Annotated in this window: 28 protein-coding genes; 7 read left to right on the top strand and 21 right to left on the bottom strand. The window is 72.7% G+C overall.

From position 1 onward, the window contains the following. Positions 1 to 105: 105 nt before the first annotated feature. A complete protein-coding gene (locus tag Aru02nite_RS00310) occupies positions 106 to 546 on the top strand; it encodes a PPC domain-containing DNA-binding protein (RefSeq protein WP_203653920.1) in 441 nt (146 codons plus the stop codon). Here the strand turns inward: Aru02nite_RS00310 and Aru02nite_RS00305 are convergent. From Aru02nite_RS00305 to Aru02nite_RS00285, 5 genes are all read right to left on the bottom strand, one after another. Continuing rightward, positions 539 to 1264, bottom strand: a complete 726-nt coding sequence (locus Aru02nite_RS00305) for an HAD family hydrolase (RefSeq protein ID WP_203653919.1) — start codon at positions 1262 to 1264, stop codon at positions 539 to 541. The two genes, Aru02nite_RS00310 and Aru02nite_RS00305, sit on opposite strands and share 8 nt — an antisense overlap. Beyond that, positions 1261 to 1713, bottom strand: a complete 453-nt coding sequence (locus tag Aru02nite_RS00300; protein WP_203653917.1) for a hypothetical protein — start codon at positions 1711 to 1713, stop codon at positions 1261 to 1263. The genes Aru02nite_RS00305 and Aru02nite_RS00300 overlap by 4 nt, the downstream gene beginning before the upstream one ends. Then, on the bottom strand, positions 1710 to 2141 hold the full coding sequence (locus tag Aru02nite_RS00295) for a hypothetical protein (protein ID WP_203653915.1): 432 nt from the start codon (positions 2139 to 2141) through the stop codon (positions 1710 to 1712). The genes Aru02nite_RS00300 and Aru02nite_RS00295 overlap by 4 nt, the downstream gene beginning before the upstream one ends. Before the next feature lie 114 nt (positions 2142 to 2255). Beyond that, on the bottom strand, positions 2256 to 2615 hold the full coding sequence (locus Aru02nite_RS00290; RefSeq protein WP_203653913.1) for a VOC family protein: 360 nt from the start codon (positions 2613 to 2615) through the stop codon (positions 2256 to 2258). Continuing rightward, a complete protein-coding gene (locus tag Aru02nite_RS00285; RefSeq protein ID WP_203653910.1) occupies positions 2612 to 2779 on the bottom strand; it encodes a ribbon-helix-helix protein, CopG family in 168 nt (55 codons plus the stop codon). The genes Aru02nite_RS00290 and Aru02nite_RS00285 overlap by 4 nt, the downstream gene beginning before the upstream one ends. Positions 2780 to 2878: 99 nt before the next feature. On the opposite strand from Aru02nite_RS00285, the gene Aru02nite_RS00280 reads away from it, so the two are divergent. Then, on the top strand, positions 2879 to 3592 hold the full coding sequence (locus Aru02nite_RS00280) for a nucleotidyltransferase domain-containing protein (RefSeq protein ID WP_203653909.1): 714 nt from the start codon (positions 2879 to 2881) through the stop codon (positions 3590 to 3592). 199 nt (positions 3593 to 3791) lie between these two features. Here the strand turns inward: Aru02nite_RS00280 and nadA are convergent, their stop codons facing one another. Then, positions 3792 to 4757, bottom strand: a complete 966-nt coding sequence (nadA, locus tag Aru02nite_RS00275) for a quinolinate synthase NadA (RefSeq protein ID WP_203653908.1) — start codon at positions 4755 to 4757, stop codon at positions 3792 to 3794. Positions 4758 to 4823: 66 nt separating this feature from the next. Between nadA and Aru02nite_RS00270 the strand changes: the two genes are divergently transcribed. Together Aru02nite_RS00270 and Aru02nite_RS00265 are read left to right on the top strand one after the other, a co-directional pair. After that, positions 4824 to 5513: an NUDIX hydrolase gene (locus Aru02nite_RS00270; RefSeq protein ID WP_203653907.1), complete on the top strand. Its 690-nt coding sequence runs from the start codon at positions 4824 to 4826 to the stop codon at positions 5511 to 5513. Between the two features lie 259 nt (positions 5514 to 5772). Continuing rightward, positions 5773 to 6018, top strand: a complete 246-nt coding sequence (locus Aru02nite_RS00265; RefSeq protein WP_203653906.1) for a toll/interleukin-1 receptor domain-containing protein — start codon at positions 5773 to 5775, stop codon at positions 6016 to 6018. Positions 6019 to 6033: 15 nt separating this feature from the next. Here the strand turns inward: Aru02nite_RS00265 and Aru02nite_RS00260 are convergent, their stop codons facing one another. The 9 genes from Aru02nite_RS00260 to Aru02nite_RS00220 all read right to left on the bottom strand — a co-directional run bounded on the left by Aru02nite_RS00260 (position 6034) and on the right by Aru02nite_RS00220 (position 16505). Continuing rightward, positions 6034 to 6753, bottom strand: a complete 720-nt coding sequence (locus Aru02nite_RS00260; RefSeq protein ID WP_275408555.1) for a VIT1/CCC1 transporter family protein — start codon at positions 6751 to 6753, stop codon at positions 6034 to 6036. Continuing rightward, entirely contained in the window at positions 6750 to 7607 is an 858-nt protein-coding gene (gene map / locus Aru02nite_RS00255; RefSeq protein ID WP_203653905.1) for a type I methionyl aminopeptidase, read from the bottom strand. The genes Aru02nite_RS00260 and map overlap by 4 nt, the downstream gene beginning before the upstream one ends. Before the next feature lie 47 nt (positions 7608 to 7654). Continuing rightward, positions 7655 to 9754 carry a RecQ family ATP-dependent DNA helicase gene (locus tag Aru02nite_RS00250; protein ID WP_203653903.1) on the bottom strand — a complete coding sequence of 700 codons (2100 nt, stop codon included), beginning with the start codon at positions 9752 to 9754 and terminating at the stop codon, positions 7655 to 7657. A 123-nt stretch (positions 9755 to 9877) separates the two neighbouring features. Continuing rightward, entirely contained in the window at positions 9878 to 10567 is a 690-nt protein-coding gene (locus Aru02nite_RS00245) for a gamma-glutamyl-gamma-aminobutyrate hydrolase family protein (RefSeq protein WP_203653901.1), read from the bottom strand. A gap of 8 nt (positions 10568 to 10575) precedes the next feature. After that, entirely contained in the window at positions 10576 to 11343 is a 768-nt protein-coding gene (locus Aru02nite_RS00240; RefSeq protein ID WP_203653900.1) for a 3-oxoacyl-ACP reductase, read from the bottom strand. A 36-nt stretch (positions 11344 to 11379) separates the two neighbouring features. Continuing rightward, positions 11380 to 12738: an aldehyde dehydrogenase family protein gene (locus Aru02nite_RS00235; protein ID WP_203653899.1), complete on the bottom strand. Its 1359-nt coding sequence runs from the start codon at positions 12736 to 12738 to the stop codon at positions 11380 to 11382. 152 nt (positions 12739 to 12890) lie between these two features. Continuing rightward, positions 12891 to 14264: a glutamine synthetase family protein gene (locus tag Aru02nite_RS00230; RefSeq protein WP_203653898.1), complete on the bottom strand. Its 1374-nt coding sequence runs from the start codon at positions 14262 to 14264 to the stop codon at positions 12891 to 12893. Between the two features lie 30 nt (positions 14265 to 14294). After that, complete coding sequence (locus Aru02nite_RS00225) at positions 14295 to 15812, bottom strand: amino acid permease (RefSeq protein ID WP_203653897.1); 1518 nt, start codon at positions 15810 to 15812, stop codon at positions 14295 to 14297. A 192-nt stretch (positions 15813 to 16004) separates the two neighbouring features. After that, positions 16005 to 16505, bottom strand: coding sequence for an amino-acid N-acetyltransferase (locus Aru02nite_RS00220; protein WP_203654551.1), 501 nt, complete (start codon positions 16503 to 16505; stop codon positions 16005 to 16007). A gap of 115 nt (positions 16506 to 16620) precedes the next feature. On the opposite strand from Aru02nite_RS00220, the gene Aru02nite_RS00215 reads away from it, so the two are divergent. Next, entirely contained in the window at positions 16621 to 17736 is a 1116-nt protein-coding gene (locus Aru02nite_RS00215) for a DUF2330 domain-containing protein (protein ID WP_203653896.1), read from the top strand. A 7-nt stretch (positions 17737 to 17743) separates the two neighbouring features. Here Aru02nite_RS00215 and Aru02nite_RS00210 read toward each other — a convergent pair whose 3' ends face one another. The 5 genes from Aru02nite_RS00210 to dxr all read right to left on the bottom strand — a co-directional run bounded on the left by Aru02nite_RS00210 (position 17744) and on the right by dxr (position 23127). Further along, positions 17744 to 18274 carry a hypothetical protein gene (locus tag Aru02nite_RS00210; RefSeq protein ID WP_203653895.1) on the bottom strand — a complete coding sequence of 177 codons (531 nt, stop codon included), beginning with the start codon at positions 18272 to 18274 and terminating at the stop codon, positions 17744 to 17746. Positions 18275 to 18504: 230 nt separating this feature from the next. After that, positions 18505 to 19344: a GNAT family N-acetyltransferase gene (locus tag Aru02nite_RS00205; RefSeq protein WP_203653893.1), complete on the bottom strand. Its 840-nt coding sequence runs from the start codon at positions 19342 to 19344 to the stop codon at positions 18505 to 18507. A 135-nt stretch (positions 19345 to 19479) separates the two neighbouring features. Then, complete coding sequence (gene ispG, locus Aru02nite_RS00200; protein ID WP_203653891.1) at positions 19480 to 20646, bottom strand: flavodoxin-dependent (E)-4-hydroxy-3-methylbut-2-enyl-diphosphate synthase; 1167 nt, start codon at positions 20644 to 20646, stop codon at positions 19480 to 19482. 7 nt (positions 20647 to 20653) lie between these two features. Next, the gene (locus tag Aru02nite_RS00195; protein WP_203653890.1) at positions 20654 to 21922 is read right to left on the bottom strand and encodes a M50 family metallopeptidase; all 1269 of its coding nucleotides are present in this window, start codon (positions 21920 to 21922) and stop codon (positions 20654 to 20656) included. Then, positions 21922 to 23127 carry a 1-deoxy-D-xylulose-5-phosphate reductoisomerase gene (gene dxr / locus Aru02nite_RS00190; RefSeq protein ID WP_203653889.1) on the bottom strand — a complete coding sequence of 402 codons (1206 nt, stop codon included), beginning with the start codon at positions 23125 to 23127 and terminating at the stop codon, positions 21922 to 21924. The genes Aru02nite_RS00195 and dxr overlap by 1 nt, the downstream gene beginning before the upstream one ends. Positions 23128 to 23409: 282 nt before the next feature. On the opposite strand from dxr, the gene Aru02nite_RS00185 reads away from it, so the two are divergent. Together Aru02nite_RS00185 and Aru02nite_RS00180 are read left to right on the top strand one after the other, a co-directional pair. Further along, positions 23410 to 23730, top strand: coding sequence for a DMT family transporter (locus Aru02nite_RS00185; RefSeq protein WP_203653888.1), 321 nt, complete (start codon positions 23410 to 23412; stop codon positions 23728 to 23730). 20 nt (positions 23731 to 23750) lie between these two features. Then, positions 23751 to 24317 carry a TetR/AcrR family transcriptional regulator gene (locus Aru02nite_RS00180; protein WP_203653887.1) on the top strand — a complete coding sequence of 189 codons (567 nt, stop codon included), beginning with the start codon at positions 23751 to 23753 and terminating at the stop codon, positions 24315 to 24317. A gap of 269 nt (positions 24318 to 24586) precedes the next feature. Here Aru02nite_RS00180 and Aru02nite_RS00175 read toward each other — a convergent pair whose 3' ends face one another. Continuing rightward, on the bottom strand, positions 24587 to 26212 hold the full coding sequence (locus tag Aru02nite_RS00175; RefSeq protein ID WP_203654550.1) for an FAD-binding oxidoreductase: 1626 nt from the start codon (positions 26210 to 26212) through the stop codon (positions 24587 to 24589). Positions 26213 to 26214: the final 2 nt, after the last annotated feature.

Below are 26214 nucleotides of genomic sequence, written 5' to 3'. Positions count from 1 at the left end.
ATCTGTGGCGACCTGTCCGTTTTCACATCACGACACACTCCCACGCCCATCGTGTCCTCTCCGGCCGATACCCGATACGAATCACTCGGGTACAGGAGGTGATCGGTGCAGAGCCGGGAGATCCCGTCCGCCGAGCGACGGATGCTGGTCGTGGTGCTCCACTCCGGGGACGAGGCGGTCGAGTCCCTGACGAGCGCCGCGCGCGAACACGACATCCGCGCCGGACAACTGATCGGGGTGGGCGGCTTCGGCGACGCCACCCTCGGCTTCTTCGAACCGGACCGCCGGGACTACCGGCCGATCCCCGTACCGGGACAGTCGGAGGTGGTGTCGCTGCTCGGCGACATCGCCTGGCACGACGGCGATCCCGTCGTCCACGCGCACACCGTGCTCGGCCGGCCGGACGGCAGCACCCGCGGCGGCCACCTGCTGTCCGGCACCGTCTGGCCGACCCTCGAAGTGGTCGTCACCGACCTGTCCACCACCCTGGCGAAGCGTCAGTACGCCGAGGCGGGGGTGCCGTTGATCGACCTCGACCTCACCTGACACCCGCCGCCGGCCGGTCCGTGCCGCGCCACCCGTCGACGAGGTCGAGCAGGTCGCCGAGGCGCTGCACCACCGCGTCCGGTACGCCGTCGGTGTGGCCGCGCTGGTCGGCCGGGATGACGCTGTGCGGCACCAGTACCGTGCGCATGCCGATGCTGCCGGCACCGTGGATGTCGTCGAACGTGCGGTCGCCGACGAACACGCAGCGGTCCGGACCGGTCGCGCCGACCGCGGCCATCGCCGCCCCGAACGCCTCCGGATGCGGCTTCGTCCACGGGATCTCGCTGCTGTAGACCGCACCGTCGATCAGGTCGAGCACGCCGTCGCGCGCGAAGATCCGCTCGTGCAGCGCGCGCGGCCAGGTGGTGTTGGACAGCACGCCGATCCGCACGCCCCGCTCCCGCAACGCACGGAACAGCGGCGACACGTCCGGATCCGTGTACGTCATCGGCTCGGTCGCCGCGGCGAACGCCTCGTACGCCGCCGGGGTGGCGGGGAGGTCGGCGGCGGCGAGGATCTCGGCCAGCGTGCCGCTGCGCTGGGTCAGCCGGGACCGCTGCCAGACCGCGGCGTCGGCCGCCTCCAGCCGCAGCGCCACCGCCCCGGCGCGCCCGGCCGGCACCAGCGCCTCCGCGACGCTGAGCCAGATCCGGCCCGTCGGCGGGCACCAGGGCGTCAGCGTGCCGCCCCAGTCGAACAACACCGCATCGACCGTCATCGCTCCCCTTCCGTCCCGCGCACTGTACGACCGGGGTCCGACATCCGCCGCGCCACGTACGCGAACGCCAGCGCGACGGCGGCGACCGCGAGCAGCGTGCCGGTCAGCGCCGGGACGACCGCGTGCCGGGCGCCGTCGCCCGCCGCCGTACCGGCCAGGCCCGCGCCGAGTCCGGTACCGAGCACGTCGGCGAGCAGCGTGGCCGACGTCGCCCCGCCCGTACCGGCGCCCATCGTGGCCAGCCACAGCGCCGGGTACCCGAGGCCCATGCCGAGACCGGCGGCCAGGCACCCGGCGTACACGAAGGGTGGGGTGGTGGTGCGCAGGCCGACCAGGACGGTGCGGGCGGCGGCGGCGAGCAGCAGGCCACCGTACGTCGCCACGCGGGTCGGGGCGCGGCCGGAGTCCACGGCGCGGGCGTGCAACCAGCTGCCGGCCGACCAGGTCACGGCGCCCGCGGTGACGGCAGGCTCGCGGTACGCAGGTCGACGCGCAGCCCCGCGGTGAGCAGTACCGGGACGAGTGCCGGCAGCGCGAAGTACGCGGTGGTGAGGAGGAACGCGGCGGCCACGGTGGCGGGCAGGCCGCGGCGCACGATCCATGTCCCGGCGGGCAGCAACCGGCGCAGCGCCAGCACCCCGGCACACGCGCCGGCCACCGCCATGCCCCAGCCGTACGGTCCGGTGCGGGCGACGCCGGTCGTGAGCAGAACGGCGCCGGCGAACAGCGCGAGCGCCGCCGGTACCGGCGGGCCGGTGGCACCGCCGGCCGGCAGGGCGAGTCGGGCCAGCGGCGGCAGCGCCAACGCGACCGCCACCCCCAGGAACACCAGGTACGACAGGATCGGCGCGCGCCAGCCGACCAGGTCCGCCAGCACCGCCCCGTACGCCGGGCCGAACAGTCCGGGGACGATCCACGCCGCCGACGTGAGCGCGAAACAGGCCGCGGTGCCCGGCGAACACCGCCCGCCACCGGACCGGCGCCGCCACCGTCACGTGTACAGCGTGCGGTCGTGCTCGACGACCTGGACCGCGGCGCCGTCCGGGCCGGCGACGCGCAGCGACCGGCCGTACCCCTCGTCGAGGATGTGCGCGTCGGGGTGACCGGCGGCGTGCAGCCGGTCCCGGACCGCCTCCAGCGGCTCGTCGGCGACGAACGACAGCGCGCACTCCCCCGGCCGGCGCGGCTCGTCGGTGTGCGCCACGTCGTGCACCCCGAGCACCCCGCCGGCCGCGGCCAGCTCGACCCACCGGCCGTCCCGCCCCGACACGTCGGTACGCAGGCCGAGGACGGCGAAGAACTCCCGCGCCGCCGCCACGTCGGCGACGAACACGATCGGCATGAGCCTCACCGCGACTCCCCCGTCCGGTCCCCGTGGCGCGCCAGCCACTCGTCGAGCGCCTGCTCCACCAGCCGGGAGAGCGACACCCCGGCGTCGATCGACGCGTACTTCACGCGGCGGACGAGTGGGGACGGCAGATACACGTTGAACTGCTGTTTCGCTTCCTGCTCCACGGCTCGGATGCTAGCACGCTAGCAGGCTAGCATCCGCGCTCCGGGACGACCGTCCCCCTCGCGGCGCGCGGATCGCCCAGGACCGACAAGAATGACCGGATGACCAGCACTTCGGAGGCGGTGACCGGCTCGACCCGGTGGCGGGTGGCGCGGGCGGTCAGCGACGCGGTACGCCGGCGGTACGGCGCGCAGGTGATGGCGGTGGGGGTGCACGGCGCGCTCGCACACGGCGACGACACCGAGTACAGCGACGTCGACCTGGTGGTCGTCACGTACCAGTCGGACGCGGGGCCGGCGCCGACCCGGCGACGGGTCGACGGCGTCCTCGTCGACCTGGGCGTGATCGGCGCCGAGGAGTACCTGCAGCACGCGCGGACGTTGTCCACGTCCTGGCCCCTGGTCGCCGACCGGTACCTGACCACGAAGGCGATCCACGACCCGTACGGCTGGCACCGGGAGCTGCGCGACACGCACCTCGCGCGGCTCGCCGAGGCCGGCGGGCGCGAGTTCACCACGCTCGCGCGGGCGGCCTGGTGCGAGGCGCGCGCCCGCTACGACGAGGCCGCCGGCTACGCCGCCTGGTACGACACGGACAGCGCCGTCCTGGTGCTCTCCGAGGCGCGTACCGCCACCGCCGTCGTCCAGGGCCTGCTGCAACGCACGTACTTCCGCGGCAGTGCCGACGCCGTACGCCGGGCCGGGCTCGGCGAGGCCAGCCTGCCCGACGTCGCCGCGATGCTCGCCGGTCAGGCCGACGAACTCGCCGAGGCGGGCTGCCCGGTGGACAGCACCGTCGACAGCCTTTTCGGCTGACCGCACCGTCCCCGCGTACGGGATCGGCGCCGGGACCGGCGTACGGGATCGGCGTCCGGCTCACCCGCTCGCCGCGCCGCCGGCGTGCCGGGCGCCGCCCGATCCACCCAAATGCCCGCACCGCGGGAAGCCGCCCGGTTCACTCGCCGCGGGGATCCCACCCGGCTCGTTCACTGCACCGCGGGCGATCCCGTTCGGCTTATTCGCCGGTGCCGGGCTGCCCGATCTCGATCATGCGACGGACCGCGGCGCGCGCCCGGTCCGCCACGTCCGCCGGTACGTCGACCTCGTCGGTCCCCTCGCGCAGCGACCGCAGCAGCTTCTCCGGCGTGATCATCTTCATGTACCGGCAGGAGGCGCGCTCGTTCACCGGCTGGAAGTCGACGCCGGGCGCGGCGCGCCGCAACTGGTGCAGCATGCCGACCTCGGTGGCGACGAGGACCGCGGTGGCGCTGCTGTGCCGCGCCTCGGTGGCCATGTCCCCGGTGGACAGCACCTTCACCTTCTCCGCCGGTACGACGCCCTCACCGGCCAGGTACAGCGCGGAGGTGGCGCAGCCGCACTCGGGGTGGATGTACAGCTCGGCGCCGGGTACCTCGGCGACCCGTTCGGCGAGCTGGTCGCCGTTGATACCGGCGTGCACGTGGCACTCCCCCGCCCAGATGTGCATGTTCGTACGCCCGGTGCGGCGCTTGACGTGCGCGCCGAGGAACTGGTCCGGGCAGAACAGCACCTCCCGGTCGGCCGGGACGGACGCGACGACGTCGACCGCGTTGGACGACGTGCAGCAGATGTCCGTCTCCGCCTTCACCTCGGCCGTCGTGTTCACGTACGACACGACGACGGCACCCGGGTGTTCGGCCTTCCAGGCGCGCAGCTGGTCGGCGGTGATCGAGTCGGCGAGCGAGCAGCCGGCCGCGGCGTCCGGGATCAGTACCGTCTTGTCCGGGCTGAGGATCTTCGCGGTCTCGGCCATGAAGTGCACGCCGCAGAAGACGATCGTGCTGGCGTCGCTTTCGGCGGCGATCCGGCTCAACGCCAACGAGTCGCCGGTGTGGTGGGCGACGTCCTGGATCTCCGGCAACTGGTAGTTGTGCGCCAGGATCACCGCGTCCCGCTCGCGGGCCAGCCGGCGTACCTGCTCGGCCCATCCGCTGTCGATCATCGAACCCTCCGGGTACCGGCGTGTCGGGTCGCGCCCCCGCCAGTTTTCGCCTTATAGTCGATAACTATGTCAGCCAACGCTACCAGACCTCTCGACCACGAGGTACTGGCGGCGGTGCTGCGGGTGCGCGACGGTGTGCTGGAGGTCATGCTCTGGCAGCGCGCACTGCCCCCCGCCGCCGGCCGCTGGGCACTCCCCGGCGGCGCCCTCGGCCCCGACGAGGACGTCGCCAGCTGCGTACGCCGGCACCTCGCCGACAAGGTCGACGTGGCGCAGCTGTCCCACCTCGAACAGCTCGCCGTGTTCTCCGACCCCCACCGCGTACCCGGACGGCGCGTGGTCGCCACCGCGTTCCTCGGGCTGGTACCGACCGACGTCGACCCGTCCGTCCCCGCCGACACCGGCTGGCACGCCGCCGACAACCCGCCGCCCACAGCGTTCGACCACGACGCGATCGTCCGGCGCGGGCGCGACCGGCTCCGCGCCAAGCTGTCGTACACCAACCTCGGGTTCGCGCTCGCCCCCAGCACGTTCACCATCTCCGGGCTGCGCGAGATCTACGCCGCCGCCCTCGGCTACGACGTCGCCGCCACCAACATGCAACGGGTACTCACCCGCCGCGGCGTACTCACCCCCACCGGCGAGGCGTCCGCACCCGGCCGGGCCGGCGGCCGACCCGCCGCGCTGTACCGCTTCACCGACCGTTCGCTGCGCGTCACCGACCCCTTCGCCGTACTCCGCCCGCCGAGGCGCTGACCCCGCGTCGCCCGGAACCGGCCGACGTCCATCAGCCGACGACCGGAGTCGGCCGGCGATCGGAGCGGACCGAGGGCGCCGGATCTGCCGACGGAGCCGGATCTGCGGGCGAAGCCGGATCTGCCGACGGAGCCGCCCGACCGCGCGGCGGACGCGGACCCGAGCGCGCCGGCGCACGGAACGGGTCGGCAGATCGAACGGGCCGGGGAACGGGGCGGGTCGATGAACGGTGGAGCGGGGGCTGGGCTACCGTCGCGCCGTGGCCGACACCGTACTGCTGGTCCTGCCGGACCGGGACGACGCCGAGGAGATCGCCGACGAGCTGCGCGCCGCCGGGTACTCGCCCGCCCTGGTGCACCGCGACATGCTGCTCGGCGAGGACGACGCCGAGGACGTCGACTGGGTGGTCGAACTGACCACCGGCCCGGGCGGTACGCCCGCCGCGGACCGTACCGACGAGCTGCGCGAGCTGGCCGAGCGGTACGACGGGTTCCTCACGGCCTGACGAGCCCCCGGACCGCTACGTCGCGGCGACCCCGATCAACGCGCCGATCAGGTACGTCGCGCCGGCGGCGAGACCGCCGAGTACGAGCTGGCGGAGGCCGTTGACCAGCCAGGACCGGCCGGTGAAGCGGGCCACGAGCGCGCCCGCCGCGAACAGGCCGACCCCGCCGACCGCGAGACCCAACCAGAGCTGCGGGAACCCGAGCAGGAACGTCAGCAGCGGGAACAGCGCACCGACCGAGAAGCACACGAACGACGACACCGCGGCGAGCCACGGGCTCGGTACCTCGGTCGGGTCGATGCCCATCTCCTCCTGGGCGTGCACCCGGACGGCCTCGTCGATGTTGCGGCCGATCGCGGTCGCCACCTCGCGGGCCAGCTCCGGCGGCAGGCCGCGCCGCTCCCAGGCGGCGGCCAGCTCCTCCGCCTCCGCCTCCGGGTGCCGCAGCAGCTCGGCGCGCTCCTTGGCGACCTCGGCGGCGACCTGCTCGTTCTGCGTCCGCACCGACGTGTACTCGCCGAGCCCCATCGAGATCGCGCCCGCGACCAGCCCGGCCACGCCGGTCAGCACGATGGTGTGCCGGGACACGCCGCCACCGCCGACACCGGCGATCAGCGAGATGTTCGTGACCAGGCCGTCCATCGCGCCGAACACGGCGGCGCGCAGCCAGCCGCCGGACACGTCGGAATGGTGCCCGTGGATCTCCGCCGCGGGTCGCTCCTGCTCGACGGTCACGCGACTGTCAGGATCTCGGCGCCGTCGTCGGTGACGACGAGGGTGTGCTCGAACTGTGCCGTCCAGCGGCGGTCCTTGGTGACGACGGTCCAGCCGTCCGCCCACCCGTCGTGCTCGTACGTGCCGAGGGTGATCATCGGCTCGATCGTGAACGTCATGCCCGGCTCGATCACGACGTCCAGGTCCGGCCGGTCGTAGTGCGGCACGTACAGCCCGGAGTGGAACGACTCGCCGATGCCGTGCCCGGTGAAGTCGCGGACCACCCCGTAGCCGAAGCGCTTCGCGTACGACTCGATGACGCGGCCGACGACGTTGAGCTGGCGGCCCGGCTGCACCGCGCGGATGCCCCGCAGGGTCGCCTCGCGGGTGCGTTCCACCAGCAGCCGGGCCTCCTCCGACACCTCGCCCGCCAGGTACGTCGCGTTCGTGTCGCCGTGCACCCCGCCGATGTACGCGGTCACGTCGATGTTGACGATGTCGCCGTCCTGTACGACGGTCGAGTCGGGGATGCCGTGGCAGATCACCTCGTTCAGCGAGGTGCAGCACGACTTCGGGAAGTTCCGGTAACCCAGCGTCGACGGGTACGCCCGGTGGTCGCACAGGAACTCGTGCACCACCCGGTCGATCTCGTCGGTGGTCACGCCCGGCTTCACCGCCCGGCCGCCTTCCTCCAACGCCTGCGCGGCGATCCGGCTCGCCACCCGCATCCGCTCGACGATCTCCGGCGATTTCACCTCGGAGCCGGTGAACGGCGCGGGCGACGGCTTCCCCACGTACTCCGGGCGGGGGATGTCGGCCGGCACCTGCCGCATCGGGGACACGGTGCCGGGGGTGAGCGGAGCGCGGTCAGCCATGCCCCGAGCCTATCCGCCGGCCGTACGGGCATCCGGTGAGGCAACGCTCACCCGTCCACCGCCAGGGCGAGCGGCAACACCTCGCCTGCGCCGGCCAGTCGCAACGCACGCGCCGCGACCGTCATCGTCCAGCCGGTGCCGACCACGTCGTCGACCAGGAGTACGGGACCGTCGGACAGCCGCTCGGCCACCGCGTCCGGTACGGCGAAGGCGTCGTGCACCGCGGCGAGCCGGCGCACCGCGTTGCTGCCGGCGCCGGCACCGGGCGGCCCACCGCCGACCCGGGCCAGCTCCCCCAGGTACGGCAGGCGGCCGACCGACGAGATCCGCGCCGCCAGCGACGACACCAGCGCCGGCCGGGTCCGTGACGGCAGCGCGACCACACCCACCGGTCGGCGGTCCCAACCCCACCCGGCCAGTACGTCGACGACACCGCGGAACACCTCGTCGGTCACCTCGGCGTCCGGCGCGCCCGGCCGGAACAGCCCGCGAAGCCTTGTGCCCCAACCGATGTCGGACAGCCGGCCCAGCGCCCGGCCCGCCGCGGCCGCCTCGCCCGCCGGGATCTTCCCCGAGTGCGGGATGCCCAGCGTCGAACCGCCGGTCGGCCACATCTTCCGCGGGTCCACCACCACGCCCGGCCGGCCGAGGTGCCGCTGCGCCGCGTCCAGCGCCTCCGCCGGCAGATCCACCGGGTACCAGGGGCCGAGGCACACGTCGCAGCGCCCGCAGTCCGTCGCGTACGGGTCGTCGAGGGCCTCGCGGAGGAAGCGCAGCCGGCAGCGCGCACCGTCGCCCGCCGTACGGACGTAGTCGCGCATGGACTGCTGTTCCGCGGCACGGGCGGCGGCGATGCGGGCGTAGCGGTCCGCGTCGTACCGCCAGGGTTCGCCGGTGGCGAGCCAGCCGCCGCGGACCCGGCGGACCGCGCCGTCCACGTCGAGCACCTTGAGCATCAGCTCCAACCGGGTACGCCGCAGGTCGACGCGTGACTCCAGTGCCGGCGTCGAGGTCGGCGAGTCGGTCGACAGGGCGGCCAGCGCCGCGCGTACCTGGTCCTCGGGCGGGAACGCCAGCGACGCGAAGTACCGCCAGATGGCCTCGTCCTCGCGGCCCGGCAGCAGCAGCACGTCGGCGTGCTCGACCGCGCGACCCGCCCGACCGACCTGCTGGTAGTACGCGATGGGTGAGGCGGGGGCGCCCAGGTGCACCACGAAACCCAGGTCAGGCTTGTCGAAGCCCATGCCCAGCGCGGACGTCGCGACCAGCGCCTTCACCGTGTTGGCGAGCAGGTCCGCCTCGGCCGCGGCGCGCTCGGCCGTGTCGGTGCGCCCCGAGTACGCCACGACGGAGTGGCCGCGGTCGCGCAGGAAGTCGGCCACCTCGTCCGCGGCGGCGACGGTCAGCGTGTAGATGATCCCCGAGCCGGGCAGCTCGTCCAGGTACGCCGCGAGCCAGGCCAGCCGGTGCGCCGGCCCGGGCAGGTCGAGTACGCCGAGGCGGAGGCTGTCCCGGTCCAGCGGGCCGCGCAGCACGAGCGCGTCGCCGAGCTGCTCGGCCACGTCCGCGGTGACCCGCGCGTTCGCCGTGGCGGTCGTCGCCAGCACCGGTACGCCCGGCCGCAGTCCCGCGAGCAGCGTCGCGATCCGCCGGTAGTCGGGGCGGAAGTCGTGCCCCCAGTCCGACACGCAGTGCGCCTCGTCGACCACGAGCAGGCCGGTCGACGCCGCCAGCCCGGGCAGCACCCGGTCGCGGAAATCGGGATTGTTGAGCCGTTCCGGGCTGACCAGCAGTACGTCGACGGTGCCGGCGGCGATGTCCGCCTCGATCGCCGACCATTCCGTGACGTTCGCCGAGTTGATCGTCACGGCGCGGATCCCGGCCCCGGCCGCCGCCTCCACCTGGTTGCGCATCAGCGCGAGCAGCGGCGAGACGATCACCGTCGGGCCGGCGCCCCGCTGCCGCAGCAGCGCGGTGGCCACGAAGTACACCGCGGACTTGCCGAAGCCGGTCCGCTGCACCAGCAGCACCCGCGACCGGTCCGAGACCAGCGCGTCGACGGCGCGCCACTGGTCGTCCCGCAGCACCGCGTCCGGCCCGGCCAGCCGGCGCAGCAGCGCCTCGGCCTCGTCCCGCTCCACACCCATCCGGTATTGGTACCAGCACCCGCCGACGCTTCCGCGGAGTGTCACACCGTACCCAGCCGGGGCTCAAGTACCCAGTGGGCCTCGATCCGCCCAGCGGTGCGGAACCGCGACAGTCCACTGTGGTCAGTCGGTGGTGGCGGCGGCGACCAGCGCGGCGAAGATGTGGTCGCCGTGGATCTCCTCCGGATGCCACTGCACCCCGAGTACGAACCGGTGCGCCGGATCCTCCAGCGCCTCGATGACGCCGTCGTCGGCGAGGCCCGTCACCGTGAGCCGCCCCGGGTCCGCGACACCCTGGTGGTGGTACGTGTTGACCTCCAGCTCGCCCTCGCCGTACACGTGCTCCAGGACGCTGCCGGCGGTGAAACGGACGCCGTGCCAGCCGACCACGCCCGTCTCCGGCCGGTGCTTGTCCGAACCGATCGCCTCGGGCAGATGCTGGTGCAGCGTCCCGCCGTACGCGACGGCCATCAGCTGCATCCCCCGGCAGATGCCGAGTACCGGCAGGTCCGCCGCGAGCGCCTCGGCCAGCAGTACGAACTCGCCCTCGTCGCGCGCCGGCCGGACGTTCGTCGCCGGATGCGGCACCTGCCCGTACCGGACCGGGTCGACGTCGGCGCCGCCGGACAGCACCAGCCCGTCCAGGTGCGCGACCACGTCACCGTCCCGGGAGTCCGGCGGCAGCGTGATCACCCGCCCACCGGCCTCCTCCACCGACAGCACGTACGCGTACGGCAGGAGTGCGGCCGGCGCCTCCCACACGCCCCAGTGCGCGTGCTCCACGTTCGCCGTGATCCCGATGACCGGCCGCATGCCCCCTCCTAGATCGGCGTCACGTACGCCCCGGAGATGCCGCCGTCGACGAGGAACGTGGACGCGGTGATGAACGACGCGTCGTCGGAGGCCAGGAACGCGACCGCGGCGGCGATCTCCTCCGGCTCCGCGAACCGCCCCACCGGTACGTGCACCAGCCGGCGCGCCGCCCGTTCCGGGTCGGCCGCGAACAGCTCCTTCAGCAGCGGCGTGTTGACCGGGCCGGGGCACAGCGCGTTGACCCGCACACCCTCCCGCGCGAACTGCACACCCAGCTCGCGGGACAGCGCCAGCACCCCACCCTTGCTCGCCGTGTACGAGATCTGCGAGGTCGCCGCGCCCATCACCGCCACGAACGACGCCGTGTTGATCACCGAACCGCGCCCCTGCGCGCGCATCCGCTCGATCGCGTACTTGCTGCACAGGTACACCGAGGTGAGGTTGACCTTCTGCACCCGCTCCCAGGCGTCGAGCCCGGTGGTGAGGATCGAATCGTCCTCCGGCGGGGAGATCCCGGCGTTGTTGAACGAGATGTCCACCGAGCCGAGGTCGGTCGCGACCTTCGAGTACAACTCGCGGACGGCGGTCTCGTCGGTGACGTCGACGTGGTGGTAGACCCCGCCGGTCTCCTCCGCGACCTTCGTGCCGGCCGCGTCGTCGATGTCGACGGCGACGACCCGGGCGCCCTCGGCGGCGAACCTGCGGGCGGTCGCCAGCCCGATGCCACTGCCCGCGCCGGTGACCACGGCGACCCGGTTGAAAAGACGATCCGCCATCCGCTGTTCTCCCTACTGGTGATCCTAGTCGCGTGCTCAGGTGTCGGCGAGGAACACGTTCTTGGTCTCGGTGAAGCCGGCCAGCGCGTCCGGCCCCAGCTCGCGCCCCAGCCCGGACTCGCCGAACCCGCCGAACGGCGTCGAGTACCGCACCGACGAGTGCGAGTTGACCGACAGGTTGCCCGCGCGTACGCCCCGGGCCACCCGCAGCGCGCGGCCCACGTCCCGGGTCCAGATCGACCCGGCCAGCCCGTACGCGGTGTCGTTGGCCAGGGCGACCGCGTCGGCCTCGTCGTCGAACGGCAGGACCGACGCGACCGGGCCGAAGATCTCCTCCCGCCACGCCCTGTCCTGTGTGGACCGTCCCGCCAGCACCGTCGGCGGGTACCAGAAACCGGGGCCGTCCGGGGCATCCGCGCGCAGCAACACCTCGGCACCGTCCACATAGGACTCCACCCGGTCCCGCTGTACCGCCGAGACCAGCGGCCCCACCTGCGTGTCCGGATCCGCCGGGTCACCCACCCGCACCCCGCGCAGCGCCGGCTCCAACGCCGCCAGGAACTCCTCGTACACCGGGCGCTGCACCAGGATCCGGGTACGCGCACAGCAGTCCTGGCCCGTGTTGTCGCAGAACGACATCGGCGCGCCCGCCGCCGCCTCCGCCACGTCCGCATCCGCGAACACGATGTTCGCCGACTTGCCGCCCAACTCCAGAGTCACCCGCTTCACCTGGTCGGCACAGCCCGCCATCACCTGCTTGCCGACCCGCGTCGACCCCGTGAAACACACCTTGCGTACCGCCGGGTGCGTCACGAAACGTCGCCCCACCACCGGACCCGCCCCCGGCAGCACCGTGAACACGTGCTCCGGCAGACCCGCGTCCAACGCCAACTCGCCCAACCGCACCGCCGTCGACGGCGTCAACTCCGCCGGCTTCAGTACGACCGTGTTGCCCGCCGCCAAGGCCGGCGCGAAACCCCACGACGCGATCGGCATCGGAAAGTTCCACGGCACGATCACCCCCACCACGCCCAACGGCTCGTGGAACGTCACGTCCACCCCGCCCGCCACCGGGATCTGCCTGCCACACAAGCGTTCCGGCGCCGCCGCGAAGTAGCCGACGACATCCGCGGCGTTGCCCGCCTCCCAGCGCGCGTTGCCGATCGGATGGCCCGAGTTGCGTACCTCCAGCTCCGCCAACTCCTCGCGGTGCGCGTCGATCCGCTCCGCGAACCGGCGCAACAACCGGCCACGGTCCGCCGGCGCCACCCGCCGCCACGACTCGTACGCCACGGCCGCCCGCTCGATCGCCGCATCCGCCTCGTCCACGGACGCCAGCGGTACGGTCCCGATCCCCGTACCCGTCGCCGGGTTCAACAGCTCGACCACGGTCATGCGGACTCCAGGTGGTGACGGTGTGGGCCGCCGGTGGCGGCGATTCTCGATTGTTCCCTTGTTGAACTGTCCACTTGTTCAACTGTTGAACAGGTCAACAATTGGACAATCGATTGTGCACTTGTTGGACAGTCGGTCGCGCCATCCCACGATCACATCCGCTCGAACCCGCGGTACAGCTCCCAGTCGGTGACCGCGGCGTCGAAGGCCGCGAGTTCGACCCGTGCCGCGTTCGCGTAGTGCGCCACCACGTCGGCCCCGAACGCGGCGACCGCGACCTCGCTCCCTTCCCATCGCGACACCGCGTCCCGCAGGTTCGCCGGCACCCGTTCGCCGCCCGCCTCGTACGCGTTGCCCTGGTACGGCGCGGGCAGCGGCAGTTCGTGCTCGATCCCGTACAGGCCGGCGGCGATCATGCCGGCGACGGCGAGGTACGGGTTGACGTCGCCGCCGGGTACCCGGTTCTCGACGCGGAGCCCGGGTCCGTGGCCGACGACGCGCATGGCGCAGGTGCGGTTGTCGCGTCCCCACTGGACGGCGGTCGGCGCGAAGGATCCGTCCTGGTACCGCTTGTAGGAGTTGATGTTCGGCGCGTACAGCAGGGCGAAGTCGCGCAGGCAGTGCAGTTGGCCGGCGACGAAGTGGGTCATGAGCGGGGAGAAGCCGTGGTCGCCGTCGCCGGCGAGGACGGTGTCGCCGCTGGCGCCGCGCAGCGAGCAGTGGATGTGGCAGGAGTTGCCTTCGCGCGGGTCGGGTTTGGCCATGAACGTGAGGGAGCGGCCCTGCGCGGCGGCGATCTCCTTGGCGCCGGTCTTGTAGATGGTGTGGTTGTCGCAGGTGGTGAGCGCGTCGGCGTACCGGAAGGCGATCTCGTGCTGGCCGAGGTTGCATTCGCCCTTGGCGCTCTCGACGGTCATCCCGGCCCCCGCCATTCCGGTACGGATGGCCCGCAGCAGCGGCTCGACGCGTCCGGTACCGAGGATCGAGTAGTCCACGTTGTACTGGTTGGCCGCGGTCAGGTCGCGGTACCCGCGGCGCCAGGCGTCCTCGTAGCTGTCGTCGTAGACGCAGAACTCCAGCTCGGTCCCGACGTACGCGACGAGGTCGCGGTCGGCGAGCCGGGCGAGCTGGTCGTGCAGGATCTGGCGGGGCGCCACCGGCAGCGGCGCACCCTCCACTGTGGACAGATCGGCGAGCGCCAGCGCGGTGCCGTCCTGCCAGGGCAGCAGGCGCAGGGTCGACAGGTCCGGCGTCATGCCCATGTCGCCGTACCCGGTGTCCCAGCTCGCCAGCGCGTACCCGTCGACGGTGTTCATGTCGACGTCGACGGCGAGCAGGTACCCGCAGGCCTCGGTGCCGTGCGCGAGCACCTCGTCGACGAAGTACCGCGCGTCGAACCGCTTGCCCACCAGGCGTCCCTGCATGTCGCAGGCGGCCAGGACGACGGTGTCGACGCGCCCGTGCGCGACCTCGGCGCGCAGGGCCGGCACGGTCAGGGCAGGTTCGCGGCGTACCGGTCGGTCCATGTGCGGCTCCCTCCGCGCGGTGCGGTGAGTCTAGATCAACTCGTCGGCCACGGGTGGCGTCTCGACGCTGGCCCGCACCGCCGGCGGCCCGGTGAACCAGCGGCGCGCGGACACCAGCCACCAGCTCCCGGACAGCGCGAGCACGACGAGTACGGCGACCGGCGCGTAGTTGAACGACGAGGCGGTCACCGGCCACGCGGGCGGGAGTACGAAGAGGATGACGATCAGGACCACCCAGCACACCGCGGCCCAGCCGACGGGGCGGCTCCAGCGGCCCAGTTGCCACACCCCCGGCCGGAAGTCCGGGTTGCGCAGCCGCAGGAACACCGGCGTCACGTACGCGATGTACAGGCCGATCACGGCGATCGACGTGACCGCCAGGTACGCGGTGTAGCTCCACAACGCGGGCAGCGCGAGCAGGACGGAGCAGCCGACACAGAGCCAGACCGAGTTGGTCGGCGTACCGGTGCGGGCGTTGACGCGGCGCCACAGGCGGGACAGCGGCAGCGCACCGTCCCGACTGAACGCGAAGCTCATCCGGGAGTTCGCGGTCACCGAGGCCATCCCGCAGAAGAACTGCGCGACGACCGCGATCGACAGCAACGCGGCGCCCAGCCGGTGGCCGAGCGCGTCGATGAAGATCTGCGCCGGCGGGAAGCCCAGCGCCGTCTTCCGTTCCGGCTCGTACTGCTGGATCGCCGCGGTCACCGCCACCAGCAGCACGAACCCGGCCACCAGCGAGACGAGTACGGACAGCACGATGCCGCGGGGTGCGCTGCGGGCCGCACCGTGCGTCTCCTCCGCCACGTGCGCGCTCGCGTCGTACCCGGTGAACGTGTACTGCGCCATCAGCAACCCGAGCAGGAACGCGTACGCCCCGGCGGCCGGTCCGGTCCACCCGGTCTGGTTGACCGTACTGGTGAAGACGTCGCCGAGCGACATGTGCCGGTCCGGTACGAACGCCAGTACCGCGACGATCACCGCGACCCCGGCGAGATGCCACCAGGCGCTCACGTCCGACAGCACCTTCACCAGGTTCACGCCGAACGTGTTCAGCAGCCCGTGCACCACGATGATCGCCAGGAACACCAGGAAAGTACGGCCCGGCGTCACCGTCATCCCCACCGTCAGCGACAGGAACGCCGAGGTCGTCATCGCCGCGCCGTAGTCGATCGCCGCGGTGACCCCGACCTCGCCGAGGAAGTTGAACCAGCCCACGAACCACGCCCACGCCGCCCGGTTACGGCGGGCCAGCGCCGCGGCCCACCAGTACAGGGCGCCGGCGGTCGGGAAGACCGAGCACACCTCGGCCATCGCCAGCGCCACCAGCAGTACGGCGCCACCCACCAGCAACCAGCCGAGCGTGATGACCGCGGGTCCACCGGCCGCCATCGCGATCCCGTACGAGGTGAGGCAGCCGGCCAGGACCGAGATGATCGAGAACGAGACCGCGAAGTTCGAGAACCCGGAGAGCTTGCGGCGCAGCTCCTGCTTGTAGCCGAGCTCGGCGAGTCGGCGGCTGTCGGCGTCGGATCGGGAATCTGCCATGTGACTCCCCCTGTACCGAGACGGGGCGGACGGCACGCGTCGTCCGATGTGGCGCGATCGTCCGAGATCACCGCCGCCTTGTCAATGCCCTCGGTGCCACCGCCCCGGTGCCGCCCTGGTGCCACCGCCCGGGGCCCACCGCCCCGGTGCGACTACTGCCGCGGTGCACAGCCCCGCCGTCGGGTGCCGCCGTCAGAGGTAGCGGAGCATGCGGGTGTTCCCGAGCGTGTTCGGCTTGACCCGCTCCAGCTCCAGGAACTCGGCGACGCCCTCGTCCGCCGACCGCATCAGCTCCTGGTACACGGTGGTGTCGACGGGCGACTCCTCGATGACCCGGAACCCGTGCCGCGCAAAGAACTCCACCTCGAACGTGAGGACGAAGACCCGGCTGAGGCCGAGCGCACGGGCGTTGTCGAGCAGTTCGGTGACGATGCGCTGGCCGATCCGGTGGCCGCGCCGGGCGGGGTCGACGGCGACGGTGCGGATCTCGGCGAGATCCTCCCAGAACACGTGCAGCGCGCCGCACCCGACGACCGCGCCGTCCAGCTCCGCGACCCGGAACTCCTGGATCCCCTCGTACAGCGCGACGGCCGGCTTGACGAGCAGTCGGCGCTCCGGCGCGTACGTGTCGATGAGGGTGGCGATGGCGCGGACGTCCGCGGTACGGGCCGGGCGCAGCGCCACTTGCGGCATCACTATGCAGTCGACTGCATTCTCATCCACACCAGCAGGATACACGGCCGGCGGGAACCGCCAGCCGGTCCGGCACGTCCGACAACCGACGCCACCGCCGACCAAGGACGATGAGATGAGACGTACGCACCGGCTGGCCGCAGTCCTCGCCGCCGTACTCCTGGCCCAGCTCGGGCTCGTCGCCACCCCGGCGCTGGCCTGCGCGTGTGGCGCGATCGTCACCCCGAACCCGGACGCGCGCGTCGCCGACGAGACCTCCCTCGTCCGGTACGAGGGCGGCAGCGAGACGATCGCGATGAGCCTCACCCTGACCGCGACGCCCACGTCCGCCGCCTGGTTCCTGCCCGTACCGGCGAAGCCCACCTTCCGGCTCGCCGACACCGCACTGTTCAACCGGCTCGCGCAGGTCACCGCGCCCCGGGTCGTCGAGGAGCCGCGGCACGGAGACTGTTCCGGCGCCTGCGCAGTACCGGGGGCGGCGCGCCCGTCCCCCGACGTCCGCGTCCTGTCCCACGTCCCCGTCGGCCCGTACGACGTGGCCACGCTGGCCGCGAGCGACGGTACGGCGCTGTCGAGGTGGCTCACCGCGCACGGCTTCCACCTGTCGCCGACGCTCGCCCGCGGCGTCCGCCCGTACGCCGCCGCCCACTGGGTGTACGTCGCGGTCCGGCTCCGCCCCGCCGCCGGCCACCGCGACCTCGGTACGCAGCTGCCGCCGCTCGCGGTCACGTTCCCCAGCCGGGAACTGGTCTACCCGATGCGGCTGACGCACCTGGCCAGGAAACCCCAGACCGTCCGCCTGTACGTGCTCGCCGACCACCGGATGCGCGCCATCGGCGGCCTGCCGTCCGAGTCCGACGTCCGGTACGCCGACTGGATCGACGCTCCGACGCCGTCGACCGCGCCCACCGCCACCCCGTCCGGCGGTACGGACGGCGATCCGCTCGCGCCGTTCGTGCCGCACCGGATGTTCCTGACCCGGTTCGACCTGGTGGACCTGGCCCCGTCCGCGGTCACCGAGGACTTCCGTTTCGTCCGCGCCGCAGCCGACACCCCGCACCAGTCCGTCGTGTACTACCGCGCCGGCGGCTCCACCGGGTCGGGCAGCGACCTGCCGGACACCGACACCCTGCTGCTGGTCGCCGCCTTCACCCCCCTGGTACTCCTGCTGATCGGTGGCGCGCTGACGGCGGCGGTCCTGATCGGCCGCCGCCGTCGTCGGAGTACCTGACGTGCTGTCAGGCCGCGTTGCTGGTGGGTGCCGCGGCGTGCAGCGGCGACGCCGCCTCGGCCGCCTGCTTGCGCGTCTCGGCGTCCTCCAGCCATCGCTCGTACGTCATGCCGGCCTGGTGTGCCAGCGCGCCGACCACGGCCGGTACGAGCGGCAGTACCCAGTCGGCCACGAAGCCGTGCGCGGACATGTTCGCGACCAGTACGGCCGCGCCGGCCGCGCCACAGCCCTTGACCATGGCCCGCCACATCGCCCGTCCCGTGTCGACGATGGCCGCCTTCCGGACCGACGCCACGTCGGGGAACTCGCGCAGTGCGCGCGCGTCCCGCCGGCCGAAGTTCAGCCCGGCCACCGCCGCCGTCACGGACGTGCCGAGCACGGAGGCCCACAGTCCGCTGTGCGTCAGCAGAGCGACCAGTGCCAGGACGACCAGACCACTGCCCGCGGCGACGGCTGCCTTGATCCAGTCAGCCTTCTCGCCCGGGTACCAGTAGTACTTGGTGACGCCCTCGCCACGGGTCTTGACGATCCTCCCCATCGCGCTCACCTCGTCCGCAATCGGGTCCACGAACCATGAGTTCGTAACTCTCAGTGCTCGCCAAATTATCCCAACGTAGTCAGTGGGCTGTCACGAGTCCGACCGCGGATACGCATAAATCTGACAGAAAAATTGGACATACAAGGATTATGCCCCCAGACACGTAGTGCCGCCCATTCGCGCCAGGTGGCCGGGCGCCACCCGGCGCGGCAACCCGGCGTACAGGACGATCAGAACAGCACCGTCGCGAACGTGCCGACCGTACGGAAGCCGCACCGCTCGTACACGCGGCGGGCGGCGAGGTTGTAGTCGTTCACGTAGAGACTGACGCTCGGAGCGACGCGCGCCAGGGCGTCCGCGACCACCGCCGCCATCCCCGCGACACCCAGCCCGCGGCCCCGCCACTCCGGCGCCACCCACACGCCCTGCACCTGCGCCGTGTGCCGGGTCACCACCGCCAGCTCCGCCTTGAAGACGACCGCACCGTCCTCGAACCTCGCGTACGCCCGGCGGGCCCGCACCAGCTCGGCCACCCGCTGCCGGTACACCCGGCCGCCCGCCTCGACGATCGGCGAGACGCCGACCTCCTCGGTGTACATCGCGACCGCGGCCGGAAACAGCACGCCCACCTCGCTCGACCGCACCAGCCGTACCTCGGGGTCGGGCGCGACCGTACTCGGGCGGTCGGTCATCATCAGTGGCTGACTCGCGCGTACCTCCCGGGCCGGGGCCCAGGTCGACTGGAGTTGACCCCACAGGTCGAGGACCGCGTCGGCCGGGCCGACGATCGACGAACAGCGCCGCCCCTCGCGCTGCGCCAGCTCCGCGAAGCCGGCCACCGCGTCCGGGCCGGCACGTACCGGAATGAGGTTGGCGCCTAGCCAGCACAGCGACTCCAGGCGGCCGGGCGCGCCGTACCCGAAGACACGGGCGCCGGCCCGCCACCACGTCAGCCCACCGGCCTCGACCCGCTCGGCCACCTGCGCCGCGGCGACCGGCTCCAGATCGAGCAGTCGCTCGGCCTCGGCCCGGTCCGCATCACTCAGCAACCGGGCGGGGACCGTCAACACGTCCCGCCTCCGGGCACCCCAGCCTGCACCCCTCCAGCGTGCCAGACGACGCGGCCGGGCGGAGGCGGCATCGTGCGCCGCGCCGTCCACGTCGCCGTCGGACCTGGGCACCTGTCCGCCCCCGGCCGCCGGGCCTCAGTGCACCTCGACCGTCGGGCCCAGCCCGCGCAACTCCTCCGGCAGCTCCGCGCCGGTCTCCTCGGCGATCCGTAGCGCCTCACCGATCAGGGTCTCGACGATCTGCGACTCCGGCACGGTCTTGATGACCTCACCGCGTACGAAGATCTGGCCCTTGCCGTTGCCGGACGCCACGCCGAGGTCCGCCTCGCGCGCCTCGCCCGGGCCGTTCACCACGCAGCCCATCACGGCGACACGCAACGGTACGGGGAGGCCATCCAGACCGGCGTGCACCTCCTCGGCCAGCTTGTACACGTCGACCTGGGCGCGGCCGCAGGACGGGCAGGAGACGATCTCCAGGCCGCGCTCGCGCAGCCCCAGCGACTCCAGGATCCCGATGCCGACCTTGACCTCCTCCACCGGCGGGGCGGACAGCGACACCCGGATCGTGTCGCCGATGCCCTCGGCCAGCAGCGCGCCGAACGCCGTCGCCGACTTGATCGTGCCCTGGAATGCCGGGCCCGCCTCGGTCACGCCGAGGTGCAGCGGGTACTCGCACTGCTGCGCGAGCTGCCGGTACGCCCGGATCATGACGACCGGGTCGTGGTGCTTGACGGAGATCTTGATGTCGCGGAAGCCGTGCTCCTCGAACAGCGAGCACTCCCACAGCGCCGACTCGACCAGCGCCTCGGCCGTGGCCTTGCCGTACTTCTCCAGCAGGCGCTTGTCGAGCGAGCCGGCATTGACGCCGATCCGGATCGGGGTGCCCGCGTCGTTGGCAGCCCGGGCGATCTCGGCGACCTTGTCGTCGAACTGCTTGATGTTGCCCGGGTTGACGCGCACCGCGGCACAGCCGGCGTCGATCGCGGCGAACACGTACTTCGGCTGGAAGTGGATGTCGGCGATCACCGGGATCTGCGACTTCTTCGCGATCGCCGGCAGCGCCTCGGCGTCGTCCGCCGACGGCACCGCGACCCGGACGATCTGGCAGCCGGACGCGGTCAGCTCCGCGATCTGCTGCAGCGTGGCGTTCACGTCGGCGGTGACGGTGGTGGTCATCGACTGCACGCTGACCGGCGCGCCCCCGCCCACGGGAACGCTGCCCACCATGATCTGCCGGGACTGCCGGCGCTCCGCCAGCGGTGGCGGCGGTACCTCTGGCATGCCGAGACTGACCGTGGTCATGTACGCCTCAATTCAGGGTGACGGGATTGATGATGTCCGCGGCCACGGTGAGCACGCTCAACCCACCGAAGACGATCACGACCGCGTACGTGATCGGCATGAGCTTCAGGTAGTCGACCCGGCCCGGATCGGCGCGGCCCCGCCGGGACGCCCACCACGAGCGCAGCTTCTCGAACCACGCGATCACCACGTGCCCGCCGTCGAGGGGCAGCAGCGGAAGCAGGTTGAACACTCCGATGAACAGGTTGAGCTGGGCGAGCAGCAGCAGGAAGAACCACCACGCGTGCAGCTCGCCGGCCTGACCGCCGAGCCGGCTCGCGCCCACCACGCTGATCGGGGTGTCCGCGCTGCGCTTCTCCCCCGCCAGCGCGGTCACCAGGTTCGGGATCTTCTCCGGGATCCGGACCACGGCGTGGCCCATGCCCACCGCGGTCTGCGCGTACAGCTGGCCGGCCTGCGCGACGCCCTCGACCGGCCCGTACGACACGGTGGTGGGGATGCCCATCTGCTGCGACGTGGCCAGCGTGATGCCGAGTACCGAGACGTCGGAGTACGTCGGGTGCTCGGTGGTGCCGCCGGTCGGCCGCTGCGCGGTCACCAACGTCACCGTGGTCGTGTGTGAGCGGCCGTCCCGGATGTACGTCACCGGCACCGGCCCGGCCTTGGTGTGCTGCGTGGTGCGCACCAGGTCCTCGTACGTCGGGGTGGGCGTGCCGCCGATCTTCGTGATGGTGTCGCCGGCCTTGAGCCCGGCCGCCTTCGCGGGCCCCTTCGGGTCGGCCGGGGTGCACTTCTCCGGGTTCGCCGCGTCGTACTTGACCTGCACGCAGGCGGCGGTCTGGCCGATCTGCGCGGGCACCTTGAGCGACTGGTAGTCGGCGAGCTTCGGGTTGGGCACACCCACGAACGCGGCGGCGACCCAGAAGATCACGAACGCCAGGACGAAGTGCGTCACCGAGCCGGCGACCAGTACGATCGTGCGCTGCCAGACCGGCTTGCGCCAGAAGACCCGGTGCCGGTCCTCCGGCTTGACCTCCTCGGCCTCCTCCAGGGGCGTCATCCCGTCGATCTTCACGAACGCGCCAGCGGGAATGGCCTTCAGCCCGTACTCCACCTCGCCGCGGCGGAAGGAGAACAGGGTCGGGCCGAAGCCGATGAAGTAACGGCTGACCTTCATGCCGAAGGCGCGGGCGCTGAACATGTGCCCGGCCTCGTGCAGTGCCACCGAGACGAGGATGCCGAGGGCGAACAGGATCACGCCGATCGCGTACGCCATCAGTGTCCTCTCTTCAGGGTCGAGCAGAGCTCGCGGGCCGTCTGGCGGGCCCAGGTCTCGGCGGTGAGCACGTCATCGACGGTACCCGGTACGCCGAAGTCCGGCGCCCGATCCAGAACCGCCGCAATTGTGTCGACGATCGCAGGGAACGGCAGATCGCCTGCCAGGAACGCGGCGACACACTCCTCGTTCGCCGCGTTGAACACGGCGGGGCGGCAGCGGCCGGCCGCACCGACCTCCCGCGCCAGCCGTACCGCGGGGAACGCCTGTTCGTCGAGCGGCAGGAACTCCCACCGCTGCGCGGCGGTCCAGTCCATCGCCGGCGCCGCGTCGGGCACCCGGTCCGGCCAGCCCAGCGCCAGCGAGATCGGCAGCCGCATGTCCGGCGGGCTGACCTGCGCGATCGTCGACCCGTCGGTGAACTGCACCATCGAGTGGATGATCGACTGCGGGTGCACCACCACGTCGATCCGCTCGTACGGGATGCCGAACAGCTCGTGCGCCTCGATCACCTCAAGGCCCTTGTTCACCAGGTTGGCGCAGTTGACTGTGACGACGGGGCCCATGTCCCAGGTCGGGTGGGCGAGGGCCTGCTCGGGCGTCACGTCGACCAGCTCGTCGCGCGAGCGCCCGCGGAACGGCCCGCCGCTCGCCGTCACGACCAGCCGGGCGACCTCGTCCGCGCGGCCGGCGCGGAGGCACTGGGCGAGCGCGCTGTGCTCCGAGTCGACCGGCACCAGCTGGCCCGGCCGTGCCACCGTGCGGACCAGTTCACCGCCGGCGACCAGGGACTCCTTGTTCGCGAGCGCGACCGTACGCCCGGCGGTGAGCGCGGCCATCGTCGGACCGAGCCCGACCGACCCGGTGATCCCGTTGAGCACCAGGTCGCACGGCAGGGCGGCCAGCTCCGCCGCGGCCGACGGACCGGCCAGGATCTTCGGGATCCGGTACTGCCCGGTCGCCCACCCGCGCCGCTGCGCCTCCGCGTAGAACGCGAGCTGCAGGTCCTGGGTGACGCTGGCCCGGGCGACCGCGACCACCTCGACGGACAGCTCCAGCGCCTGTCGGGCGAGCAGCTCGACGTTGCCGCCACCACCGGCCAGGCCGATCACCCGGAAGCGGTCCGGATTGCGGCGTATCACGTCAATCGCCTGTGTGCCGATCGACCCGGTCGACCCGAGCAGCACGACCTCACGTGTCGTCATGCGCCCATTCTTCCGCACCCACCTGACGGTTCTCCGGGAGCCGGTCGGCGGGCCGGGAACGCCCACGGTTGCGGCAGGTCGGCACTGCGTCGGATCCCTTCGAACGGAGGGGTACGCACCCGCGGACGGCGTCGGCGAGCGCGCGCACAGCGTACGGTCCGCGGTCCGGGCACCGTACGCCGGCATGACCCTTACCACCTGTCCGGGACGAGAACCCCCAGCCCGGTGTACGTTCGTCCACAGCCCATTGTGGACGTCTGTACACAAGAACGGGACCGGCTCATGCCCTACGTACTGCTCGCCGCGGCCATCGCCGCCGAGATCACCGCCACCAGCCTGCTCAAGCTCTCCGCCGGGTTCACGAAGCTGTGGCCCAGCGTCGGCACCGTCCTCGGGTACCTGGTGTCGTTCGCGCTGCTGTCGCAGACGCTCAAGTCGATGCCCGTGAGCGTGGCGTACGCGATCTGGTCCGGGGCGGGGACGGCCGTCGTGGCCGCCGTCGGCATGGTGCTGCTGCACGAGCCGGTCAGCATGGTCAAGATCGGCGGCATCGCGCTGATCGTCGCCGGCGTCGTCGCGCTCAACCTCGGCGGCGGGCACTGACCTCGGGGAGACTGACCGCGATGACCACCAACCCGCGGAGTCCGGCCAACCGCCGGGGGCCGACCGATCCCGGCCGGCGCGACCGGCTCGTCGAAGCGACCATCGCCGTGATCGCCGAGCGTGGCCTCGACGGGCTCACCCACCGCGCCGTCGCGTCCGCCGCCGGCGTACCGCTCGGATCCACCACGTACCACCTGGGCAGCCGGGACGAGCTGCTGGCGACGGCGTTGCGGGCCGCGGCGGAGGCGTACAACCGGCGGTTGCGGGAGTTCCTGGACGGGCTGCCCGCGGACGCCGACCTGGCCGCGGCGCTCGCCGACATGATCACGCACGACGTCGGCCCCCACCGCGACCGCACCATCGTCGAGTACGAGCTGTACCTGGCGGCGCTGCGCCGTCCCGCGCTCCGTCCCGCCGCGACGGCCTGGATGTCGGACATCACCGCACTCATCGCCCGCCGTACTGATCCGGTGACCGCGCGGGCGGTGACCGCCGCCATCGACGGGCTGCTGCTGGAGTCCCTCGTCGCCGACCCGACGCCCACCCGGGCCGACCTCCTCCCGGTACTCCGCCGCATCCTCCCCTGACCCGGCCCGCGTCCTGATCCGCCCACGCCGCAACGATTCCGGCCCGTCGGCCAGGGCACGCCGGGCCTGATACCCCTGCGGCACAAGCGTTCCGGCCGGCGCGCGTCAGGGCACACCGGGCCCGATCCGCCTGCGGCACAAGGGTTCCGGCCGGACCAGGTCAGGGCACGCCGGCCCGGTTCGCCTTCGGGACAAGGGTTCCAGCGGGGCTGGGTCAGGTCGCGCCGGGCCTGATTCGCCTGCGGTACAAGGGTTCCGGCCGGCGCGGGTCAGGGTACGAGGGTGCCGGGGTTCATGATGCCGGTCGGGTCGAGCTCCGCCTTCGCGGCGCGCAGCAGGGCGACGCCGCGCTCCCCGATCTCGTCGGCGAGCGCCGACCGGTGGTCCACACCGACCGCGTGGTGGTGCGTCACGGTCCCGCCGTACGACTGGATCGTGGTGGTCACGGCACGTTTCGCGCGGGTCCACTGCCCGACCGGGTCGGCACGGTCGCGTACGCCGAGGACGGTGACGTACAGGGAGGCGCCGGTGCGGTACAGGTGGGAGACGTGCGTCATGACGAGGACGCGGCCCAGCTCGGCGCGCAGCGTCTCCCGGACGGCGCGGTACAGGGCGGGCAGCGCGGACCAGTCGGCGGCGGTCTCCAGCGTCTCGACGAGCAGTCCGTGGTCGAGCAGGGTGTCCCGCAGGTTCGGCGCGCCGAACCGGCCGTGCCGCCACGACGCGCCGGGCGTCCCGCCGAGCGGCACCCCGCCGTACGACTCCAGCAGCCGCGCCGCCGCGCGCCGACGGTACCGGACGAGGTGTGGTTCACCCTCCCAGCCGAGGATCGCGAGGCAGCCGGCGCCGTGTCCGCGGACCGCCAGGTACCCCCGGGCGAGGCGGGCGGCGGTCCCGCCGAGCAGGAACGTCGTGCGTGTCTCGTCCGGGTCGGACAGCCGGCAGACGTCGGGCGCCAGGCCCGGTCCGAGCCGCTGCGCCAGCGCCCGGAACGCCTCCAGTCCGGCGCCGAGCCCGGGCAGCGACCATCCCTCGTACCGGCGGGCGGCGGGGACGGGGCGGACCGTGACGGTCGCCTCGGTGATCACGCCGAGCGCGCCCTCCGAGCCGACCACCAGGTCGATCAGCCGGGGACCGGCGGCCGACGCGGGGCCCCGGCCGAGATCCAGCTCGCCGGTCGGCGTCACGCACCGCACCCGGTGCACCAGCTCGTCGATCCGCCCGTACCCGGTGGACGCCTGGCCGGCGGAACGGGTGGCGACCCAGCCGCCGAACGTCGCGTACCGGTAGCTCTGCGGAAAGTGGCCGAGGGTGAAGCCGAGCCCGCCGAGCGCCGCCTCAACCTCCGGCCCGCGCATGCCGGCGGACAGCGTCGCGGTCTGCGCCACCCGGTCGAGCGCGACGAGCCGGTCGAGCCGGGACAGGTCGAGCGCCACGGCGGCCCGCTGGTCGCCCCGGTCGGCGGCCAGCGCGCCCACCACGCTCGTGCCCCCGCCGTACGGCACGACGGCGACGCGGCGGCCGACGCAGATCCGGAGTACGTCGGCGATCTGCTCGGCGTCGGCGGGCCGCAGCACCGCGTCCGGCGCACCGCCCGCGTCGCCCGACCGGAGCCGGACCAGATCCAGGTACGCCCGGCCGGCGGCGTGCCGGATCCGTTCCGTCCGGTCCGTCGTCACGTGCTCCTCGCCCAGCGCGGCCACGAACTCGCGCCGCGCCCCGTCCGGCAGCGCCGAACCGGGCAGCGTCACGTCGGCCAGCGGTACCGGCGGGGTGGGTGCGGGCCAGGAGCCGAACAGCCGGGTCAGCTCGCGCCGGGCGGCGGCGGGCAGCGGTGGACGGGCGGCGGGTTCCCAGCCGTTCCAGGACGGCGCGCGGTCGGTCACGCGGTACAGTG

It is taken from the genome of Actinocatenispora rupis (assembly GCF_016861975.1).
Classification (GTDB): domain Bacteria; phylum Actinomycetota; class Actinomycetes; order Mycobacteriales; family Micromonosporaceae; genus Actinocatenispora; species Actinocatenispora rupis.
This window is presented reverse-complemented; position numbering and strand designations above follow the sequence as displayed.

Excerpts from the sequence above, each read along its gene's own strand:
- Aru02nite_RS00305 (WP_203653919.1), bottom strand. The coding sequence starts at position 1,264 with ATGACGGTCGATGCGGTGTTGTTCGACTGGGGCGGCACGCTGACGCCC.
- Aru02nite_RS00280 (WP_203653909.1), top strand. The coding sequence starts at position 2,879 with ATGACCAGCACTTCGGAGGCGGTGACCGGCTCGACCCGGTGGCGGGTG.
- nadA (WP_203653908.1), bottom strand. The coding sequence starts at position 4,757 with ATGATCGACAGCGGATGGGCCGAGCAGGTACGCCGGCTGGCCCGCGAG.
- Aru02nite_RS00270 (WP_203653907.1), top strand. The coding sequence starts at position 4,824 with ATGTCAGCCAACGCTACCAGACCTCTCGACCACGAGGTACTGGCGGCG.
- map (WP_203653905.1), bottom strand. The coding sequence starts at position 7,607 with ATGGCTGACCGCGCTCCGCTCACCCCCGGCACCGTGTCCCCGATGCGG.
- Aru02nite_RS00250 (WP_203653903.1), bottom strand. The coding sequence starts at position 9,754 with ATGGGTGTGGAGCGGGACGAGGCCGAGGCGCTGCTGCGCCGGCTGGCC.
- Aru02nite_RS00245 (WP_203653901.1), bottom strand. The coding sequence starts at position 10,567 with ATGCGGCCGGTCATCGGGATCACGGCGAACGTGGAGCACGCGCACTGG.
- Aru02nite_RS00240 (WP_203653900.1), bottom strand. The coding sequence starts at position 11,343 with ATGGCGGATCGTCTTTTCAACCGGGTCGCCGTGGTCACCGGCGCGGGC.
- Aru02nite_RS00235 (WP_203653899.1), bottom strand. The coding sequence starts at position 12,738 with ATGACCGTGGTCGAGCTGTTGAACCCGGCGACGGGTACGGGGATCGGG.
- Aru02nite_RS00230 (WP_203653898.1), bottom strand. The coding sequence starts at position 14,264 with ATGGACCGACCGGTACGCCGCGAACCTGCCCTGACCGTGCCGGCCCTG.
- Aru02nite_RS00225 (WP_203653897.1), bottom strand. The coding sequence starts at position 15,812 with ATGGCAGATTCCCGATCCGACGCCGACAGCCGCCGACTCGCCGAGCTC.
- Aru02nite_RS00220 (WP_203654551.1), bottom strand. The coding sequence starts at position 16,505 with ATGCCGCAAGTGGCGCTGCGCCCGGCCCGTACCGCGGACGTCCGCGCC.
- Aru02nite_RS00215 (WP_203653896.1), top strand. The coding sequence starts at position 16,621 with ATGAGACGTACGCACCGGCTGGCCGCAGTCCTCGCCGCCGTACTCCTG.
- Aru02nite_RS00210 (WP_203653895.1), bottom strand. The coding sequence starts at position 18,274 with ATGGGGAGGATCGTCAAGACCCGTGGCGAGGGCGTCACCAAGTACTAC.
- ispG (WP_203653891.1), bottom strand. The coding sequence starts at position 20,646 with ATGACCACGGTCAGTCTCGGCATGCCAGAGGTACCGCCGCCACCGCTG.
- Aru02nite_RS00195 (WP_203653890.1), bottom strand. The coding sequence starts at position 21,922 with ATGGCGTACGCGATCGGCGTGATCCTGTTCGCCCTCGGCATCCTCGTC.
- dxr (WP_203653889.1), bottom strand. The coding sequence starts at position 23,127 with ATGACGACACGTGAGGTCGTGCTGCTCGGGTCGACCGGGTCGATCGGC.
- Aru02nite_RS00185 (WP_203653888.1), top strand. The coding sequence starts at position 23,410 with ATGCCCTACGTACTGCTCGCCGCGGCCATCGCCGCCGAGATCACCGCC.
- Aru02nite_RS00180 (WP_203653887.1), top strand. The coding sequence starts at position 23,751 with ATGACCACCAACCCGCGGAGTCCGGCCAACCGCCGGGGGCCGACCGAT.